Below are 20762 nucleotides of genomic sequence, written 5' to 3'. Positions count from 1 at the left end.
TGTTATTTTTGTTTCAAAAAAGAACTCATACATGTGGAGAATTAAACGAAAACGATATAGATAAGATCGTTATTTTAAACGGGTGGATAGACAGGATTCGTGATTTAGGAGGAATTATTTTTGTTTTGATAAGAGATAGATACGGTACAACTCAAGCGGTTTTTGATTCAAGTTATAACAATACTCTATATCAAAAAGCCTTGAAATTAAAAAACGAATACGTTGTTTCTATCCAAGGAAAAGTTAGGGCGCGTCCTGAAAAAGACAAAAACCCAAATATGTTTACTGGAAATATTGAAATACTCGCTACAAATTTAGAAATCCTTTCTGAATCTGAAACACCACCCATATACGTTAACATAGAAGAAGATATTTCGGAAAACTTAAGGTTAAAATATAGATATTTAGACTTGAGAAAAGAACGGATGCAAAGGAATTTAATACTGAGACACAAGGTTATGAAAATCACTAGAGATACGCTCAGCGCCGAAGGCTTCCTGGAAATTGAGACCCCTTACTTAACGAAATCTACACCAGAAGGGGCAAGAGATTTCTTGGTCCCTTCTAGGTTAAAACCAGGCAATTTCTACGCCTTGCCTCAATCCCCTCAACTTTTCAAACAACTACTTATGGTATCAGGTTTTGATAAATATTTCCAAATAGCTCGCTGCTTCAGAGATGAAGATTTTAGAGCTGATAGACAACCCGAATTCACACAAATTGACATAGAACAATCATTTGTTGAAAAAGAGGATATCTTTGAACTAACGGAAAAATTAATTAAAGAAATTTTCGAAAAGTCTATAAATTATAAAGAATTAGAGTTTCCTTTCCAAAAATATACTTATGATGAAGTAATAAAAAAATATGGTTCAGATAAACCTGATATACGGTATGGTATGGGATTTATCGATCTAACCGAATATTTTCAAAACACTGAGGCTAATTTCATAAAAAACGGGATAGATAAAGGTCTTATATTAAAAGGTTTTATTGTCCCTGATAGATCCAACAATTTTTCGAGAAAAAAATTTGATGACCTGACAGAGTTCGCTAAAGAACAAGGAAGCTCTGGCTTGATATGGATCGCTTGTGACAAAGAAATAAGATCAAATATAAAAAAAGCTGCAGCTAAAGAGATTAATATCTTAGTAGAACGTGGTATAATGAAAGAAGGTGACGTTTTATTCGCTATTTTAGAAGAAACAGATAAAATAGACCAGATTTTAGGCCAATTGAGAATAAAAATGATTAAAGAAGAGTTCGAAAAAAAATCAGGGTTCAGTATAATCTGGGTCACAGATTTTCCAATGTTTTCTTGGAATGAGGAAGAACAAAGAATTGTAGCCGAACATCACCCCTTTACTATGCCCAACTTAGATGATTTAGCTAAATATGAGAATAAAGACCCGTTAAAGATTAAATCTCAATCTTATGATCTTGTAATAAATGGTTATGAGATCGCAAGTGGTAGCATAAGAATACACAAACAAGATGTACAAGAAAAGGTGTTCGATATTTTAGGCTTGAGCAAAGAAGATGCACAAGAGAAATTTGGTTTCTTATTAGAGGCTTTTAAATATGGTGCTCCTCCTCATGGAGGGATTGCAATTGGAATGGATAGATTGGTGAGTATACTAGTAGGAGAAGAATCGATAAAAGAGGTTATCGCATTCCCAAAAACAGCTTCCGGAACTGATCCCATGACCAATGCCCCTTCAGAGGTCAGCGAAAAACAATTGGAGGAGTTACACCTGTCTTTGAAAAAAATAAACAAGAGTGAGATGCAAAATGGCTCAAAAAGCTAAAAAAATAAAAATTGCTATAGATGGTCCGGCAGGTTCGGGAAAATCTACAATCGCACAAAACTTAGCTAATTTGCTAAATATAAATTATCTAAATAGTGGTGCTTTGTACAGAATCATAGGCTACTACTTAAATGAAAGAAAAATAGATCCGAAAGATTCCAAAATTATAGAAAATATTTTAGAAAAACTTAACATTGAAATAAAAAACAACCGTTATTTTTTAGATGGAAAAGATGTTACCATCACCATTAAAGACTCAAAAATTGGTGATTTAGCTTCTCTTTATTCCAAGAATAATATTGTCAGAGAAAAAGTTAATCAAATAATAAAAAAGATTGCCGAAAAGGACAATATAGTGGTTGATGGAAGAGATATAGGAACTGTAGTTCTCCCCGATAGCGATATTAAAATATATCTAACCGCTTCTTTAGAAGAAAGAGCTAAAAGAAGATGGAATGAGGAAAAGGAACAAAAAGCAAATATCTCTTTCACTGAGATACTAGAAGAAATAAAAAATCGGGATTACAATGATTCAAACCGTTCTATAGCTCCATTAAAACGAGCTCAAGATGCGATAATTATAGATACTACTAATCTATCCATAGAGGAAGTACTGCAAAAAATATTAAAAATTGTCAAAGAGAGTGGTATTTATGGAGATTAATGTAGCGAAGAGAACCGGTTTTTGCTCAGGTGTTCAAAAAGCATACAATGAAGTTAAAAATTCAATCGTTGTCAAAAATAAAATTTATATTTACGGTGAGTTGGTACACAATAAAAAGGTAATAGAAGAATTAAATAGCGCAGGTGCGATAACTATAACAGGAATGGATGACATACCAGACGATTCTATAGATGAAACATTAATCATAAGGGCACACGGTATTTCAAAGGCTGAAAAGGATCTATTGAAAAAACAATTCTCTAAAGTTATTGACATGACTTGCCCAATAGTTACAAATTTAGTAAAATACGTAGAGAAGAAACAAAAAGATGGATTCTTTGTAGTCGTGTATGGAAAACCTGATCATCCAGAGATACTAGGGCTAAAAGGAAACGTAGATGAGAGCAAATTGTTAATAACACTCTCTCCAGTGAAAGTACCTCAAAAGAAGATATTGATCGTGTCACAAACAACCATGGGGGAAGAAGAGTATAAAAATTTTATAGCCAACATATTAACTATTAATTCTTTTACGGAGGTTTTGATAAGAGATACTATTTGTTCTGAAACTGTCTTAAGGGAAAAGGAAACACTTGAACTTTCTAAAAAAAGCACATTAATGTTAGTTATAGGCGGAAAAAACAGCTCCAATACTCAAAAATTATACCGTATTTCAAAGAAATATTGTAAAAGAACGTATCATATCGAATCTCTTGAAGAACTTAAGGAAATAGTTATCTCTTCACAAGACAAAATCGGAATAGTTACTGGTTCATCCACACCAACATCCCAGTTAAACAAAGTGTTGGAGTATCTAAGTCAAAAGAAGGAGGATCTTTCATGATGGAGGAAAAAACTTTTGAAAAACTTTTGAACGAACAAGAGATAAATGAAGTAAAAAAAGGAAAAGTAATAGAAGGAAAGGTGTTTGAAATAAATAGTGATGGCATATGGGTTGCTTTAGAAGGTGCAACAGGCGACGTATTTGTAAGTCAAGGAGAACTCATAAAACCACTTCAAGAATATCAGGAAGGTCAAAAGATACTAGTAGAAATAACTAAAACGAATGATGCAGAAGGGTTAAACCTTGCATCTGAAAAGAGAGCTCTTTGGAGCGAAACTTTAAATAAGATAAAAGAAGGAGAGAATTATCCGATTGTTTTTAAAAACAAGCTAAAAAAAGGCTACAGCGTATTGATCGAAGGTATTGTCAACGCATTCCTTCCCGGTTCACTTTCTTTATTAAGACCCAAAGATGATTTACCTGAAGGAGAAAAAATGGCAAAAGTTATTTCTAAAAATGGAAAAAACATAGTCGTATCAAGAAGAGATTATGTAGAAGAAAAAATTACCCAAACTCTTAATGAATACAACGAAGGAATGGTAATTGATGGTGTTATAGAGGATATAAAAAATTTTGGTGCATTTGTGAAGTTAACCGATCATCTGAACGGCCTTATACCTGCTAGTGAGGTTAGCTGGGATGAGAAGATCTCAATAAAAGATTATCTAAAAGTGGGTCAAAAGGTTAAAGCGATTATAATCCAATTGGACAGAGAGAAGAAGAGAATTTCACTATCCCTTAAACGTTTGAAAGAAGATCCTTGGAAGTCAGTGGATGAAAAGTATCCTATAGGAAGTATTGTTCAAGGTACTGTTACTAAAATATTACCCTTTGGTTTTACTGTTAAACTTGATGAGGGAATTGAAGGTTTGGTTCATGAAACGGAAGTATTTTGGGGCAGGAAAGGTAGGCTAAGTGACGTAGTAAAAGTTGGGGACAATGTTCAAGTTAAAATATTGAATATAGACAAAGAGAATAAAAAGATTAATCTAAGTTATAAGCAAGTTATAGGAGATCCATGGGAAACCATAGAAGAAAAATACAAAGAAGGAAACATTGTTACAGGAACGGTTGAGAAGGTTTTAAATAATGGAGCAATTATAAAAATAGATCAAGGAATCACTGGTTTTCTACACGTTTCAGAACTTTCATGGGATTTTGTAGACGATATTTCAACGGTTCTTCAGGAAAAACAAAAGATCCAAGTAAAAATAATAAAAATAGACAAGAATAACAGAAAGATGAGGCTATCAGTTAGAGAAACAAAAGAAAATCCTTGGAAAAAGGCTTCACAGGAGATAAAGCCTGGTGACACAGTTAAAGGAAAAATAATCCGTTTTTTAGATAAAGGGGCAATAGTACTCATCGATGATTACGAAATAGAAGCTTATCTACCAGCAAGCAAGGCTTCTACAAATTCAAAAAGTCTCGAGGAAACATATACTATTGGCGATCAAATAGAAGCAAAAGTTTTAGAGATTGGTCTTGAAAATGAATTTAAAAGGGGAAATATGATTATAAGTGTATCACATTTACAAGAGGAAAGAGAAAAAGAAGAAGCTATAAAAATAATTAATGAAATGAATGAAGATTAAATGATTCAACGAAAAACAAGAGGTGGAATAACTTGGAAAAACCAACGGTTCTCATAATTGGAAAACCCAACGTGGGAAAATCAACATTATTCAACAGAATGATTGGTGAAAGAAAATCAATAGTTCATGATATGCCCGGTGTAACGAGGGATAATATATTCTCCACAATCCAATGGGATGACATATCTTTTACCTTAGTCGATACGTGTGGTGTATTCGAACAACCAGAAGATAATATAGAAGAAAGACAGAAAAAAATCATTTTTGATAGTTTAAAAGACGTATCTTTGGTAATATTTGTAACCGATGGAAAGAATGGACTTACATCAGAAGACTATCACATAGCTGACTACTTAAGAAAATCCAATTCAAAGGTTATCTTAGTTGTTAACAAAGCAGAGAATTTTGAAAAATACGAGTTGGAGACAAAACCAGAGATTTACTCTCTGGGCTTTGGAGAAGGGATCCCTGTTTCCGCCGAACATAATAGAAACATCCATTCTTTAATGGATGCTATCGTAAACTCATTAAAAACTTCTGGTTTTGATTCGGAAGAATCTGTTGATAATGAAAGTGAAAACAAAGAAATAAAAGTATCTATTATCGGGCGACCTAATGTTGGAAAATCTTCTCTTTTTAACAGCATAGTTGGTTCAGATAGAGCCATTGTTTCTGAAATACCTGGAACCACTAGAGATGCTGTTGATCATTTAGTTAAGATAGGTGATAAGTCCTTCAGATTCATAGATACCGCTGGAATGAGAAAAAAAAGTACCGTTCATTACGGGAGTATCGAAATGTTTTCTATATCTAGGACGATCAAAGCCATTGAAAAGTCAGATGTAGTAATATTAGTAGTTGATCCCACAGAGGGCATAACTCATCAAGACAAAAGCATCATAGGTGTTGCCGAGAAAAGGGGAAAGGGAACCATTATTGCCTTTAACAAGTGGGATCTGGTTAAGAATAACCAAAAAAGAAAAGAAGAATTTTTTAAATACTTTGAAAAAGAACTCTATTTTGTAAATTATAGCCCAGTAGTATTCACATCCGTACCACGAAGATGGGGAATACAAGAGTTGATAACAGCTATAGAAGATGTAGAAAAATCAAGAAACAAAAAAATCCCTACAAGTGCATTGAATGGAGCCCTAGAAAAATACACACTTGTTACTCCACCACCAATTAAAAAAGGAAAGAGAATCAAATTTTACTATGCAACACAAGTAGGGACCAAACCTCCTGTTTTCGTATTCTATTCAAATTTACCATACGATATACCAAAATATTATCAACAAGGCTTGAGAAACATGATAAGACATTACATTGATCCTTTCGTTGGTTCACCTATATTTTTAAAATTTGAAGCAAGAAAAAGTCAAGAAAAGACTAATGTCAAACAAAAAATACTTTAAAATTTATTTTTAAATTTTTACTACATTATAAATCCTATTTCATGGAGGAAATTATATGTCCATTGTTGCTTTGATAATCAGTTATCTATGTGGCTCAATTCCATTTAGTTTCTTGATTCCATGGAGCAAAGGGATAGACATAAGAAAAACTGGAAGCGGGAATGTTGGAGGAACCAATGTTTTAAGGACTTTGGGGCCGAAATGGGGTCTCCTTTCAATACTTCTTGACTTTTTGAAAGGATTCATTCCCATTTTAATAATAAGACTGATTTTTGGCATTGATTCCTGGGTTACCTATTTATCTTTGATCTCCCTTGTTTTAGGTCATGACTATCCAATATTTTTAAAATTTAAAGGTGGAAAAGGAGTTGCTTCTACGTTAGGTGGTTATTTTGCTTTGAGCCCAATATTAGGCTTAATATTTTTGTTAGTTTGGATACCCGTCGAATTATCAACCAAGTATGTTTCTTTATCATCTCTTTTAGGTTTACTTATAACAGCTATTTTAAGTTATTTTTGGAATTTAAAAACGGGTATTACCTACACAATTTTGTTTTTGCTGAGTTTGTTTAAACATAGATCAAATATTAGAAGATTACTATCTAATTCTGAAAATAAAACAGACATTATAAAAATCCTAACAAAGGAAGAAAAAGTCAAATGAAAAAAGCACTCTTTCCCCTTTTTATCTATCTTTTGCTGATGAATCTTTGGATATTTTCTCAACAACTTTCGGAAAGTGAATTAAAATCAAGAGAGCTTTTTTCAGAAAGTTTGCGGTTACTATTTGAAGGAAATAAATATGAGGCACGTGTTCAATTAAATCAAGCGATGAGCGGAGAAATATACATAACAGATATACCTAAACTCTGGTACTATGCAGCAAAATTGGATTTACAGTTAGGAATGATAGACAAAGCTATTCAAGACTTGGAAAATTCTTTATTATTCTCTACCGTAAATGAGGAAGCTAATACCTTGTTGAACTTTATTAACAGCATTCAAAATTTTTCACTTTCCAAATATGCCACACCAGTATTCCTTGAAATCAGCCAAACAGCAGGAGTAAAGAATTCTTTTGAAAGATTTTATCATCCTGTAGATTTTGGGATCATCAATTCAAATTTGTACGTTTTAGATTCTCAAAATCACTTGATATTTAAAACAAGTAACTATGAAGAAGAATGGATAAGATTAGACGAAGATAAAAATTATTATTCTATAAACGCTGACGAAAATCTAAATAGAGTTTACCTAGGTACCGATCAAGGAATTTACTACTTTGAAAGTTATTCTCCAATAGTTAGAAAGGAAATCAAAATAGAATCAACGGTGGAAAGTACGGTATTAACAAGCGAGACTGAAAACCACATAGAAGTTTTGACGGAAGATTTCCCATTTATAATTTACGATATCGATAACGCAGGAAGATTGATAGGATACGATCCTTACAACAACGAAATAAAAATCATAGGTTACAACGGTGAAATACTTCAACGAAAAAAATTTGATCATTCAATATTATTTCTCGACGGAGCCTTATGGCACAACAATTTATACCTTGTTGATTATGCAAGTTCATCAGTTTTTAATTTCGATGTATTAAAAAATGAAGTGGTGAACATCATAAAATTACCAAATAAAACTTATATTTCTCTTGACGCTCTTCCATGGAATAAAATTTTAATTTCTTCTGTTGAAGATGGCATAGAGATTTTAGAAGAAGATGGAGAACTTAAACCGTTTAATGATGGTTTGAATGATAAAAATATCAGTCAACTCAGAGGAAAAATTAAAATTGAAAATGGTGTGCTTATCCTTTCAGATTTAGAAAGCAACAAGGTTTATTTGGAAAGAATAGATTCAAATACAGAAAGTAACCTATATATTTTAAATTTATATGGTTTAAATTATAGCAAAAACGACAGAACGGTGACCCTAAAAATTAATATTAACGATATATCAGGCGAAAAAATGGATTTTCTGACAAAAAACATATACGTAATGGATTCAGGGGGAAGAGTGCCCTTTAATTATTACCGCACTTATTCGATATCAGACACATATGAATACGAAATTAACCAGCTCTTCCAAGTTCATATGCCACAAATTAACACCGATTCAAAAATATTAACTCACGGGGAAATCAACATAGAACTAACCCCTGAAAAGACAATACCTTTCATCCTTTCAAGTAGTTCTTTATTTCATCTAACCACTGGAGAAGAAGTGGACACAAATCTAGAAAACCTTGCCTTCATGAGTGGGGGAGGTATTATAGATCAAAACCAAGAAGAATACCTGAAAGATTATTTAAACATATCCTACAAACCTATTGATTATGTAGAATACAACTTATTTCCTCCAATAATCAGTGGAATAAATCCAGCCAGTGTCTCTCTCTTATTAGAAGATAAAATTTTAGTTGATACTCTTTTTTACTACACTGAAGGCGATATAAGTGAGTAAAGAAATCGCATATTATTACAACCAAAAAGCAAATACCATGTTAGAAGAAGGGAATTACCTAAATGCGGTTTCATATTATAAAAAGGCGATATCTTTACTTCCCGAAGATCCAATGTTCTATCATAACATTGGTGTCTGTTATATGCTAAGCGAGGATTACGAAGAAGCTAGTAAATCTTTAGAAACTGCTTTAGAAAAAGGGATAGAGTTAGACGAAACAAAACTTTACCTCGCCCTTTCACTATACGAAATAGAAAAGTATGAACATATATTATCTTTAAAAGAACCTCAAGATGGACAAAATAAAGTAAATTTTTTGATTATAAAATCAAAAGCCGCACTGAAAAGCGGAAACAATGAAGAAGCAAAAAAAATAGTAAATCATCTAAAAATGGCAGGTTACGATTCTCAAGAATTGGAACTAATAGAAAAAATGATATAACAAAAAATTTTAGTGGGGAGGATAAAAAATGAAAAAAGGTCATTTTATTGTCATTCTTTTATTTCTTTTGGTTTTACCAATTATTACTTTCTCATACAACGTAAGAAACGGGGATACCTTGGGAATTTGGGTTCTGGGATATCCTGAATATTCAATAACCAATGTAATAGTTGGACCAGAAGGAGAGATCACAGTACCCCCTATTGGCAGAATAAAAGCAGAAGGTAGAACTTTAGGAGAAATTGAAAATGAAATATCTATTAAAATGGAAAGTTATATAAAAACTAATAAAGTTACGGTTGGGATCACCCAGTACGCCCCGTTTTCAGTAACTGTTTTAGGGAACACTAATATAAACGGGGTTATTGACATAAAAAACGAAAAAATTAAACTTTCGGATTTAATCGGCTTAGCTGGTGGGATAAAAGATATCAATAAATCCTCTTATGCACTGATCAAATCTCCCGATGGAGAGGAACAAAGAGTTAATATTGGATGGATAAAAAGTGGGGAAGCAGGTGAAGATCCTTATATATATGAAAATCACTTTGTTCTCTTTCCTTACGATTATACCAATAGAGTCACTGTTTTTTCAGACTTTGGTACCTCCTCATTAGATTACTATGAAGGTATGACGTTGAAAACCGTCATCTCTTCTATGAATATTCCCACTAATAAGATGCCATCTAAAATATTGATTGTTAGAGAGGCTAAAATTCAAGAAATACTATTCGATGAAATAGTAAAAAAAGAAGATTATTCAGTACAACCAGGCGACACAGTAATCATACCTTACAACTATACAAATAACGTTCTTGTTTTTTCTGATTTCGGATCAGCTTCTTTAGAATATTTTGAAGGTATGGGAATAAAATCTGTAATAACTTTGATTTCCTCTGCTTCTGATATAAACTTACCTTTAAACCAAGTAAATGATGAAATAACTCTTGTAAGAGGGGGACAAACGTACAAAGTGTCTTTACAAAAAATTACTCAGGGAGATGATTTTCTCTTACAACCAGGAGATACAGTGATAATAAACAAATACGAAAATTATGTATACGTAAGTTCACAAGAAATTTCAAAAAGAGTTGACTTTGAAAAACAAGAAAGAATGAACGTCAGAACACTCTTAACTAAAGTTGGTATAAGTGAAGAAAATGTTGAACAAATTCTGGTAAACAACCAACCCGTCGATTTGAATTTCGACCTAAAAAAAGATGATTTTATCCAAATCACAACTAAAAGAAACTATGTTTACCTAAGTGGGGCATTCAATACAACAGGAAAGGTTGAATTTTTGCCAAACGAAAAAATAAGCATGGATAAGATAGTCGGATTAGCTGGTGGCTTCAGTACTAATTTTTCAGGTAACTTGGTAATAGTAGATAATACTGGAAGTACAAAAAGTTTAACCGTTGATCCCAATAACTTAACTATGTTGAAAGATGTTTTACCGAGTTCTGGCTCAACGATAATAGCCGACACAGAATTAAGAATGGCATATATATTTGGAGAATTCTCGGAGGCTATAACCTACAACCAAGGAGAAAGTTTGTACGAGTTACTACTACCGTTTAATTTGAACGAATCCTACGAAGTTAGATATCAAATCGGTGAAAAGAGCGGAACTTTAACAGCGAATGAATCTGACATTCTAAAAAATATTCCACTAGTAGGCAAAGTCTTTGTAGAAATTTCAAAAATCGCTCCAGATCAAGTTATCGTTTACAAGGCAGGAGAAACACAAGTTATTCAACAACAAAATGTAAGGTTAATAGATGTCTTCTCATCTGTAAATGGATTCTCTCCCGTAGATACAGGTATAATTACAATCTACCAAAACAATGAAAAGATAAAAACGATAAATTCTGAAGAATTGTTAAACAATTTAATGTTTGAAGTCCCTAAAGGTTCTTACGTTGTTGTTCAACCAGAAGTAAGTAGTTCATACATAGCCGTTTTGGGAAATATCTCTCCAAAAAGTTTAAGAACAGATGTCCCTATGAGCTTGGTTGAGATACTTTCAAGCTCTGCTAACGATTCCAGCTCCACTATCGACTGGAAAAACCAAGAGAGTGTTTTCATCTACACCAAAAATAACGAAGAAATAAAAGTCGATATAAAAGACATAGATTCCTTAAGAAATGTACTCGTCAACCCAGGATCGATAGTTTACGTACCACCGATAGAAGAGCAAGTTGTTTACGTCTTTGGAGAAGTAGTAAGACCGGGTATTATCCCATACAATGCAGGCATGACAGTACTAGATGCCATACTCAAAGCCGGCAACGCCTCTCAATCGGCTCAATTAACAACTGTATATTTATTCAAAGACGGTCCAGAAAATCCACCTGTTACTTTAGATTTATCTGGTATAATAAAGGCATCACCTGTAAAAACTGGCATGAACCCAGAAGTAAAACCAAAAGATATTATCTACATTCCAAAAAACACACTTACCAACATCGTTGAAGTTATGAGTATAGTTCAAACATTCATGAGCTTTATTAACACTGGTTTCGATACATACACAAACGTATCTGGTCTGTTTTAATAAAACAAGAAAGGTGAAATTTGTTTGAAAACTTCTGAATGGCTTAAGAAGTACGATATCAGATTAAAAAAAGGGTTAGGTCAAAATTTCTTATCTAACTCTAATGTTGCTCATGAAATAGTTAAAAAAAGTGAAATCGATGAAAATGACGTAATAATAGAAATTGGAACCGGCAATGGAATTCTCACAGAAGAGATATCAAAGAACGCAAAAAAAGTAATAACTTTTGAAATTGATGAAAGATTTAAACCATTAGTAGAAGAAAGGTTTGAAGGTTCAAAAAATGTGGAAATACATTTTGAAGATTTTCTAAACACAGACCTTTCTAAATTCAAAGGTATTTCAAAATTGAAATATATCGCAAACATCCCATATTATATATCTTCAAAAATTTTAGAAAAGATATTTATAGAATCACCCAAATTCGAATACGCTATTTTTATGTTTCAAAAAGAGTTTGGGCAACGGTTGATGGCAAAATCAAAAAAAAGTTACAGCCCTTTAAGTATATTCGTTCAAACTTACTGCACCGTTGAAAAAATCATGGATGTATCTAAGAATAATTTCATACCGATTCCAAAAGTTGATTCAGTAATATTAAAGTTCAATCCTGTGTATAAGTATGTAAAAGAAGTAGATCCTAAAGATTTCATGAAGTTTGTTCATATGTGTTTTTCTAAAAGGAGAAAAACTATAAAAAACAATCTAAAGGAGATAATACCCGATACGGAAAAATATTTAATGGAAGTTCAAATTGATCCATCCTGTCGACCAGAAGATATTCCTTTAGAAACATACATAGAGTTATACAAAATTATTGCCAAAGGAAATAAAAGTGAATAAATTTCAAAATCAAAAAATGATCCGCCTAATCAGAGATTTTAGAAATATAATCATTTTAAGAATGAGATTTTGATTCTTATAGAGTAGCAGTTCAATAGTATAATATAATTATCTTTGGAGGGATAGAAATGGCTGATCAGAACAGTTCGGAAAATAAGAATGAAAATAAATTAGAATACGACAGCTTAATTAACCAAGAAGAAAAGAAACCACCACAAAACAGAGAAAGATTAATTATAATAACAACTATTGTTGCGATTGCTATACTTGGTATCGTGATATTATTTTCTCTGTTGTTTTTTGGTAGAAATTATAACGTAACTATTAACTATGAAATAGTAAAATCAGGAGATCTGCAAGAACCTTATAACAAAATAAAAGTTGAATTGATTGGGGCCAATACTTACGAAGCATCTTTCCCCGTTGGAGAAAGTATAGAATTAACGTCCATAGAAGAAGGAACCTATCAACTAAATATTACGGCAATCGATGATTCAGGTGTCGCATATTACTATTATAACAACCCAGAATTATTTGTGAATGAAGATAAAACACTAAACGAAATAAAACTAAAAAAATCATCTTTGAAATATCAAATAGATTATAGGTGGGTTAATAACGATTTGTACATAACCCTTCCACAAGACTATGACCAATATTTAGTTTATAGAAGAAATAGTTCTGGAATTTATGAACCTTTTAGGACATCCAACCAAAATACTATTATTTTAAGTTCTGTACCTTCTGAAGGACTGGATCTAAAATTTGCTGTTGTTAAAAATAACATGGTTTATGATTTCTCTGAAAATTATACTTTTCAAAGAAATAATCCTCCTACTAGCCCTATAATCTTATCTCCATCTGCAAATCAACTATTAACCGAACCATATGTATACTTCGTATGGCAAGCGGAAGATCCCGATGCAGATTCTTTGGTCTTTGACTTATATTTAACTGCTGACTCAGAACGAGAACAACTCATAGCTGAAAATATTAATACCTATTTTTATCAATTTAATTCATTGGAAATGGGGAAAAATTACACCTTAAGAATTCTAGCAAAGGATCAAAAAGGTGGAGAATCTACTTCTCAAATAAGGTTTTCTACTGGAGTCGTACCTCAAGAAAAAGTCTATCTCTACTCTCCAAGTGGAGAAATGGGGGTGACATTATATGAGGTTACAGATCCAACTAACCCCAAAGAAATTGCCACAATAGACATTTCAGGAAACGTTACAGATGTAATTAATCACGACAATTATCTTTATATACTTAGATATAGTGAAGGATTGAGCATCGCAGATATAGGTGAGCCTACTTCACCAAAACTACTAGAGAACTTGAATTTAAATGGTATTAACGGTATCAAAATCGCCAATGGCTATTTATACGCTAGATTTGAAAATGGACAAGTTAATGTGTACTCCATTAAAGAAAATCCACGTAATCCTGAATTCCTTGGATACACAGACATCAAATTCTATGGTGCACTTGAACCTGAAATCCGGTATATTCAAAGTCAGCAAGACTTGAAAGTTGAAATTATAAAAGGCGAGTACCCAGTTAGAATTAACCTTAACAACCGTGTTTTTGTTACGGAATATTCCTTATTAGTTGCCAACGCGGATATGAAAAAGACTGTTGAAAATTCTTTTTCGCAGGTGTTTGACACACTTAGGCTCATATTCTCAACTTATAAACCTGAAGATTTTAGAAATAGTGAGAAAATTTCTGAAATTGAGAATAAATTACTTTCAGCTTTAAATGAATTATTTAAAACAGATACAACAAAAGGTATAAAAGAAGTAACTTTAGATGTTTCTAGAGTAGAATGATTTTCACTTTAGGCTTTTTAACTAAAAATTAAAGTAGGTCCTTATTTTGTCAATTTTTGTTTGAGATAGCATTGTTCTCTAAACGCCGCGATTTCAGCTTCTAGATTCGTATTGGCAGAATCACCGAAAAAAGCATGTACCATCGGGACAACTAACGAAGGATCTCTTTTTGATGCTTCTTTGGCGATGGCATCCATTTTTGCCATCGCTACTCCTTCTTGCATACAAGTAAAAGGACCTACATGGAAAATCCCGGAGACTTTTTGTCTACCTTTTGTTAATTCACCGTTTAAGAATTTTAGAAATATTCCAATTACTAAAGGTGATTCTCCTACAATATCACCGTGATACTTTCTACTATTTTGCATGTCATCGATGATTTTTTGAGGTTTAGGTAAAACGGCATGGTCTTTAGAATAATTCCCGAAAATTTTCTTGAAACGCCAATCGGTGAAGCCCATGTAATTATCCACAAATCTGAAAAGTAAGTTGGGATTTCTCCTTTCGTTAATGTAAATAACATATTCCAACCATTCAGCAATAGTTCCTCTTATTATTTCTAACCTTTCTTCTTCTATTCTTTGCATTACATAATCTGTGTATGGATCGTGTTGCCTTGAATATATTTCTCCTATATATAATACTAAAGGCAGTGAATGCTCTTTTGCACTTGGGGATAATCTTGTAAAAGTATCTATAGCATCTTTCACCCATCTTTTTAGATATTTTATAGAACCACCTTTTTCTATCAGTAATTGTTGTAAATTTTTCCATAGTTTTTGGGTAGTTTCATCGAAATCAATAAAATCATCGGCGTACGGTCTGAATCTTCTAATTAAATCATCTGTCATATCCGCCATTTTTATTGCCCTAAATACGTTTATTAATGCATCGGCTTTTTGGTAAATGGTTTTAAACTGTTCTGGTGCTTCTATCTGTAAGTAACCTGTATCAACAGATGGGCTGATTATAGGAATGTTGTCTAGTCCTTCTTTGTGTAAAAAAATCTTAAGAACTTCTCCATACTTTCCAAAACGACATGGCCCAGAAGTGGTCGGTAAAAAAATAACAGTATTGTCATTTATCCAATCCTTTCCTTTATCTTTGGCTATTTCTTCCAAGGTTGCCATTGCGTCACCAACGACACCCCTTAACGGGAAGCAAACTTCCGTTGTGATAAACCTATCCGCCGCTTCCTTAGCTTGAACTGTGGCTGTTGGTAAAACTTTGGCTTCTATTCCATAATGTTTTAACACAGCTTTTCCCAGGTTACTTGCTTCACCCATGTAAGGAATGAGCCACTGCCTTTGCCCCAATTTTAATTTGTCCTTATGACCATCCGGGAATAAGACAAAATCTTTGAACTCCAAATCCGTTTTTGGTTTACTCTTTTTTACAACACGATCATGAGCCTCAGCCCTAGTAACAAAGGGCGCGTTGTTGGTTTGAGCATCTGTTACTAAATGCAAAAACGGTTTGTCTGCTATTTTGAATATCTCATCTTCATGATAAAACTTCACCGAGTCTGGTCCACAAGCGAAATTCATCTGTCTTATTGGAAATAGTTTAGGATGTTTTGCCACGAATATAGATGCTTGAAGGATATGAGAATTTTGATACCAGTATTCGTTGAAAGAAAGGTTATCTATAGGAATATCTATATAATACTCTTCCAAGAAAGTTTGAGGGATATAATTCATACCTCTTTGTTTGGTGAACATAGAACCTGATTGTGAGGAAGCTTGAGGGTCTAGTACCACATAATCTCTCCCTAATCCTACATACCCTATCTCTTCACTTTTTTCTAATTTGTTTAAGAATCTTTCCCCTTGTTTGTGTAAATCGCTTTTGAACGCTTCTAACTTTTGATCCGCATAATCGATAGCTTCTAATATCTCCTCTTTAGAAATATTGTAACCAATTCTTTTTAATTCACCATATATCGCTTGAGCTGACCTTTCTTTATCTTTCCAGTAAAGAACAGGCAGAATCTCTCTATCTTCTTCTAATCCCAATATGTCTTGCAACAAGTAACCTTCAGCCTCAGTATATATGCAAAATTTTCTCATAGGTTTTTTATCTCTTACTTCTTCAATAACCGAGGGGTTAAACAGATGTTTTATCCTTTTATCTTTTGCCAGCAGATCCCCGTGACCTATAACGAGTTTCATCGCTATGCAAAACTCCGTAGGAGCAATATTAATACCTCTTTGTGCGATTCCTTCATCTGAGACTGGAGATAATACTGGTAAAAATCCAACTTTACTCAACAATGCAGCAGACCAAATACCTATTTCTCCTAAGGTTACTCCAGCTCTGTGAATACCTACCGTTTTTTCATTATCGACATTTGTTTCGTTTAACTGTTCGTATTTTATACCTTCGAAATGTTTTTCAAACAATCTATGAAAAACTTCAACATAATCTACCTTTGTTTTTTCTGCCCCTTCACTGTTACCTCTCGGACAAAAACCACCGGTTATAACTTTTTCGCCTGCTATAGTAAAGACTTTTAATTTGCAGTTTCTTACCTTACAGGACAATTTGCCAAAGTAATCTGAACACATTACCTCTTCTTTTTCAAATTTCATATCCACTACTTCAAAGCCTCTGAAAGCCGAACGCACTTCTTTTCCTTCTTTTTTCAATTTCAATATCTCTTCCCTTAGGAAAAGACCTGCTCCCCATGCTCCAAACAACTCTCTGTGGGGATAGGCATAGATATCTTTGTTTGTAACTTGTGCCATTGCTGCCAGAAAAGCTTTCCCTAAGGCCGGTCCACCTTGACAAGAACATTTGTTTTGAACATGTTGTGGACCCCCAACGAACTTATTAAAATAGCTTGCTGCAGTGGATCTTATTATGGCTGCGGCTATCTCTTCTTGTGAAAAACCCTCGGAAATTAAACGGTTTTCTTCCATCTCCATGAAAACACCGCATGTAGAATCTATAATCGGTACTTTTTCTGCCTTCAATGCGGCTTCTTGAAGTGTCGATTTGACATCTAAGCCTAACAGTTGGGCCATGTTCTCCAATGTTTGACCTGCGCCTGCTTGACATGAGTAATTCATCCTAGCCTCTTTTATCTGATCAGTAGCTTCTTCTCCATTTAGTTTGAAAGAAGTGAACTTCATATCTTGTCCACCGATTTCAAATATGGTATCTATTTTTTCATCGTGGAATTTAATTCCTTTAGCGTGACATGTGACTTCATCAACGGCTCCATCTAAAACTGTGTATCCTTCCTCTTCTAAAGCTTCTTTTTTGTTTTGACTCACCAAAATTCTTTCGTACAATTTTCTGGCTGATCCCGTGGTACATACTCCGAGAACATTATAATTGTTAGACTTATTGGCTAAGTGTCTAAACACCTCTTTAAGAGCACTTTCTGGATCGCCGTGGGTACTGATATATATTTTGTCTAAGAGGGCTCCAGTTTCAACGTCCACAATTGCAGCTTTTGTGGTAGTTGAACCACCATCTACTCCAATAGTAACATCTCTAACCTCATCAGGTTGCACTTGTTCAATTTTTCCCTCATAGTTGTGAACTTTATCAAGGAACGCATAAAGAGGTTTAGCAGAGGGACGTTTACTCTTGGTGAAATTAGAAATTTCAGAAAGTCGGTTAAAATCTATCACAAATTTGTTTTTCTTTTCTAACGCTTCCAAAGCTATTCCAATTGCTGCAACCCCTGTATGGTGCATTGGTCTTTTTACATTTAAACCGGTTAAAATATTGAAACTTTTTAGAATATAATCACTTGAAAAAACACCGCCCGTAGCTATAGCCCCCAGAGATGGATCAAGTTCTCTAGCTCCAATCACATCATTTTTATAATTCCTAGCTACTGTAGAGTATAATTTTGCAACCAAAAAAGGTCTTTCAGCACCTTCGTTTTGTTCGTGTATCAAATCTGATTGAATTACAACACCACATCTCGCGTTGAAGCCCTGAATATCACTATAATCTTTCACCTCGTTCTCAGCTTGTGCATATAATTTTTTCATAAGTTCGATTTTATGCGAATAATCATCTAACTTAAAAAAATCAGAATCGTTTTTTAAATATAACCTTTTCAACTGTTTTTCAACTAAGATTCCTGAACCTCCACCACATTTGCTATTAGCTGACCACTCTAAAAGGTTTACCTTTTCTTTAAGATGTCCAAGTCTTAGAAAATAGGAATCCTTAGCACCAATGTGGAATACATAAGAAACATTGGGTTCAAGAAATGAAGCGCCTTTGGGAATAGTAACACTTTCGTAATCAAACAAAAGATTAGGAAAAATCTTGTTGAAAAGTTGTGCTCCTATTCCAGTGAAAGACGTGGAAAGTATCTTCCCATCAAGTTCAGGCTTTATCGATTCCCATATCTCTGGTAGTCTTTTTAAAGGCACGCCAAAATGTGGGATATTTTCTTTAACGTATTTTAGTTTTCCTTCCTGGTCAATAACCGCTACATGAATACTCGATGAGCCTATATCAAACCCAACGTAATACATGTTGTTTTTTCACTCCTTAAAATTGTAAAAATCACTTTATTTATAAACTCTCACAATTGCTTTAATGGCATTTTGGTTCTCAGCCAGCCCGCCCAGATGAGCCTTTGTTCTATATTTTATTCTCTCTACTATGATATACCATTTTACAATCATAATCAAGTTTCTTAAGATGTTATAACAAACAAAAAATTAAGCCCCATTAAGGGGCTATAACTCAATACCGATTAAATTTTTCAATCAACAGGCCTATAATTGTTTCATTATTTCTTTAGTATTTTCATACAACTTCTTGTATAATTAGTTCCTCCCAGGCGTTTTATATTTTTATTATAGTGTAATCAATCTATGCGAAGCTTTTTCAATCCAAAATCTGATAATCGATGCCCTTTATCTTACAAAAATGTACCAACTCATCTATATAATTTCCATATACTCCGTGTGTATGGTTGCATGGATAATATTCCAAAAAGGTATCCATATCAGTATCTAATTTAGCATATGCATGTGGCCATTCAATTTGCACTTGTTCACTTAGCCTTTTCTTTTCTTCCTCAGAAAGTTCAACAAACTCAGCGGGAACTATCGTCATTACATAATTTCCATCCTGTCTTGCAAGTCTTGCTAATGTGACTCTTCCCGGAGCTGCAAAGTGTTTAACCGCTCCACCACCTGCTGGGAAATAAAAATCTTCTGGATGTATAATCACGTTTTTCAAATTTTCTTCAGGTCTATTAGACTTACCTGCAAAATAAGTTGCATGCTGTCCAGAGTTTGCTAAATCCAATAAATTCTCCTCTTTAAAGTAATGTCTTACGTCAGCAAAAAGTACAGGAGTTTGAGCAATATGTTTAAAGATTTCCATCGTTAAAGCTCCATCCATATCTGTTTCTGTTGCAGCTACAATTGGTTCCTTTGAACCATCAAAATCGTACGGATCGTTTAAAAAAGCTTCTGCAATATCTAGTGTTGCATAATTATTTGTCATTTCAGGTTGTCCTTTGAATCCAACAAAATCAAGCTCTTCTTCTTTTATAATTTCAAGTGCAGCGTAATATAATCCTATCTGTTTTTCTAATATTTCAGGGGTGAGTCTATTGCCGTCATATTTAACAGTTGCTAATTTTTCAAGCCATTCTCTTGCTTTCTTTTTCTTCTGGGATGGTATGTTTTCGGCTTTTAAAACCAATGCATATTGGTCTACCTGTTCAACATCAATTCCAAATTCTTTCATCCATTGATCCCCATTGGCAGATGCTGTGTACATTCCCATGGGTCTTCCACCAAACATTCCATACCTTTCTCCTTTTAACCTATGAGCAGCACTGGCGGCTCGTATGAATTTAAGCAATTTTTCTAAAACCGTTGGATCTTCTGGCTCTCCCCAAACTCTTTCTGGGAATATTCCCATTTGTTCTAATGCACCAGCTGCAGCTAACAATCCTACCATTCCAGGATACTTTGGATTTATTTGGCCATAAGTTAAATACGGTCCAGGGGCATAAAGTGAAGCCATAACGCTCAAGTGAGGCCAACACCATATAGAATAATTGAAGATCGTCATTTCCACTTCTGCTTTCATCATTTCTTTTCCAGCTTTTTTTGCTTTGGATGGCTTGTTTACAATGTCTGAAGCTCTAACTACTTCCACTTCACCGGTGTTTTCTAACGCTTTTACTAACCTATCTTCAAATTTTTTGTTCATCTCTAAGGTTTCCTCATGAACAAAATCTCTACCGTCTGAAAACGTGATTATCCCAACTTTTCTCTTTTGCATATATAAATAAC

The 20762-nt window shown here is 33.7% G+C and carries 13 protein-coding genes; 11 read left to right on the top strand and 2 right to left on the bottom strand.

All coding sequences use genetic code 11. From position 1 onward, the window contains the following. Positions 1–8: 8 nt before the first annotated feature. The 11 genes from aspS (at position 9) to X929_RS06225 (ending at position 14472) form a co-directional block, all read left to right on the top strand. A complete protein-coding gene (gene aspS, locus X929_RS06275; protein WP_103067181.1) occupies positions 9–1808 on the top strand; it encodes an aspartate--tRNA ligase in 1800 nt (599 codons plus the stop codon). Then, entirely contained in the window at positions 1792–2472 is a 681-nt protein-coding gene (gene cmk / locus X929_RS06270; RefSeq protein WP_103067180.1) for a (d)CMP kinase, read from the top strand. Before aspS ends, cmk begins: the two co-directional genes overlap by 17 nt. After that, positions 2462–3316: a 4-hydroxy-3-methylbut-2-enyl diphosphate reductase gene (gene ispH / locus X929_RS06265; protein WP_103067179.1), complete on the top strand. Its 855-nt coding sequence runs from the start codon at positions 2462–2464 to the stop codon at positions 3314–3316. Before cmk ends, ispH begins: the two co-directional genes overlap by 11 nt. Continuing rightward, positions 3313–4911, top strand: coding sequence for a S1 RNA-binding domain-containing protein (locus X929_RS06260; RefSeq protein ID WP_103067178.1), 1599 nt, complete (start codon positions 3313–3315; stop codon positions 4909–4911). Before ispH ends, X929_RS06260 begins: the two co-directional genes overlap by 4 nt. 32 nt (positions 4912–4943) lie before the next feature. Continuing rightward, the gene (gene der, locus X929_RS06255) at positions 4944–6326 is read left to right on the top strand and encodes a ribosome biogenesis GTPase Der (RefSeq protein ID WP_103067177.1); all 1383 of its coding nucleotides are present in this window, start codon (positions 4944–4946) and stop codon (positions 6324–6326) included. Between the two features lie 55 nt (positions 6327–6381). Beyond that, positions 6382–6990, top strand: coding sequence for a glycerol-3-phosphate 1-O-acyltransferase PlsY (gene plsY / locus X929_RS06250; RefSeq protein WP_103067176.1), 609 nt, complete (start codon positions 6382–6384; stop codon positions 6988–6990). A gap of 38 nt (positions 6991–7028) precedes the next feature. Then, positions 7029–8795 (top strand): hypothetical protein, encoded by a 1767-nt coding sequence (locus X929_RS06245; RefSeq protein WP_147437914.1) that lies wholly within the window; start codon positions 7029–7031, stop codon positions 8793–8795. Beyond that, a complete protein-coding gene (locus X929_RS06240; protein WP_103067174.1) occupies positions 8788–9237 on the top strand; it encodes a tetratricopeptide repeat protein in 450 nt (149 codons plus the stop codon). Before X929_RS06245 ends, X929_RS06240 begins: the two co-directional genes overlap by 8 nt. Before the next feature lie 28 nt (positions 9238–9265). Further along, on the top strand, positions 9266–11794 hold the full coding sequence (locus X929_RS06235; RefSeq protein ID WP_103067173.1) for a polysaccharide biosynthesis/export family protein: 2529 nt from the start codon (positions 9266–9268) through the stop codon (positions 11792–11794). 24 nt (positions 11795–11818) lie between these two features. After that, positions 11819–12637 carry a 16S rRNA (adenine(1518)-N(6)/adenine(1519)-N(6))-dimethyltransferase RsmA gene (rsmA, locus tag X929_RS06230; RefSeq protein ID WP_103067172.1) on the top strand — a complete coding sequence of 273 codons (819 nt, stop codon included), beginning with the start codon at positions 11819–11821 and terminating at the stop codon, positions 12635–12637. 128 nt (positions 12638–12765) lie between these two features. Next, the gene (locus tag X929_RS06225; protein WP_103067171.1) at positions 12766–14472 is read left to right on the top strand and encodes a flagellar basal body-associated FliL family protein; all 1707 of its coding nucleotides are present in this window, start codon (positions 12766–12768) and stop codon (positions 14470–14472) included. A 41-nt stretch (positions 14473–14513) separates the two neighbouring features. On the opposite strand, the gene X929_RS06220 is transcribed toward X929_RS06225, so the two are convergent. Beyond that, complete coding sequence (locus X929_RS06220; RefSeq protein ID WP_103067170.1) at positions 14514–18977, bottom strand: acyl-CoA dehydratase activase-related protein; 4464 nt, start codon at positions 18975–18977, stop codon at positions 14514–14516. A gap of 358 nt (positions 18978–19335) precedes the next feature. Beyond that, positions 19336–20751, bottom strand: coding sequence for an L-fucose/L-arabinose isomerase family protein (locus tag X929_RS06215; RefSeq protein ID WP_103067169.1), 1416 nt, complete (start codon positions 20749–20751; stop codon positions 19336–19338). Between the last annotated feature and the right edge of the window lie 11 nt (positions 20752–20762).

This window comes from Petrotoga olearia DSM 13574, assembly GCF_002895525.1.
GTDB classification, from domain to species: Bacteria; Thermotogota; Thermotogae; order Petrotogales; family Petrotogaceae; genus Petrotoga; species Petrotoga olearia.
This window is presented reverse-complemented; position numbering and strand designations above follow the sequence as displayed.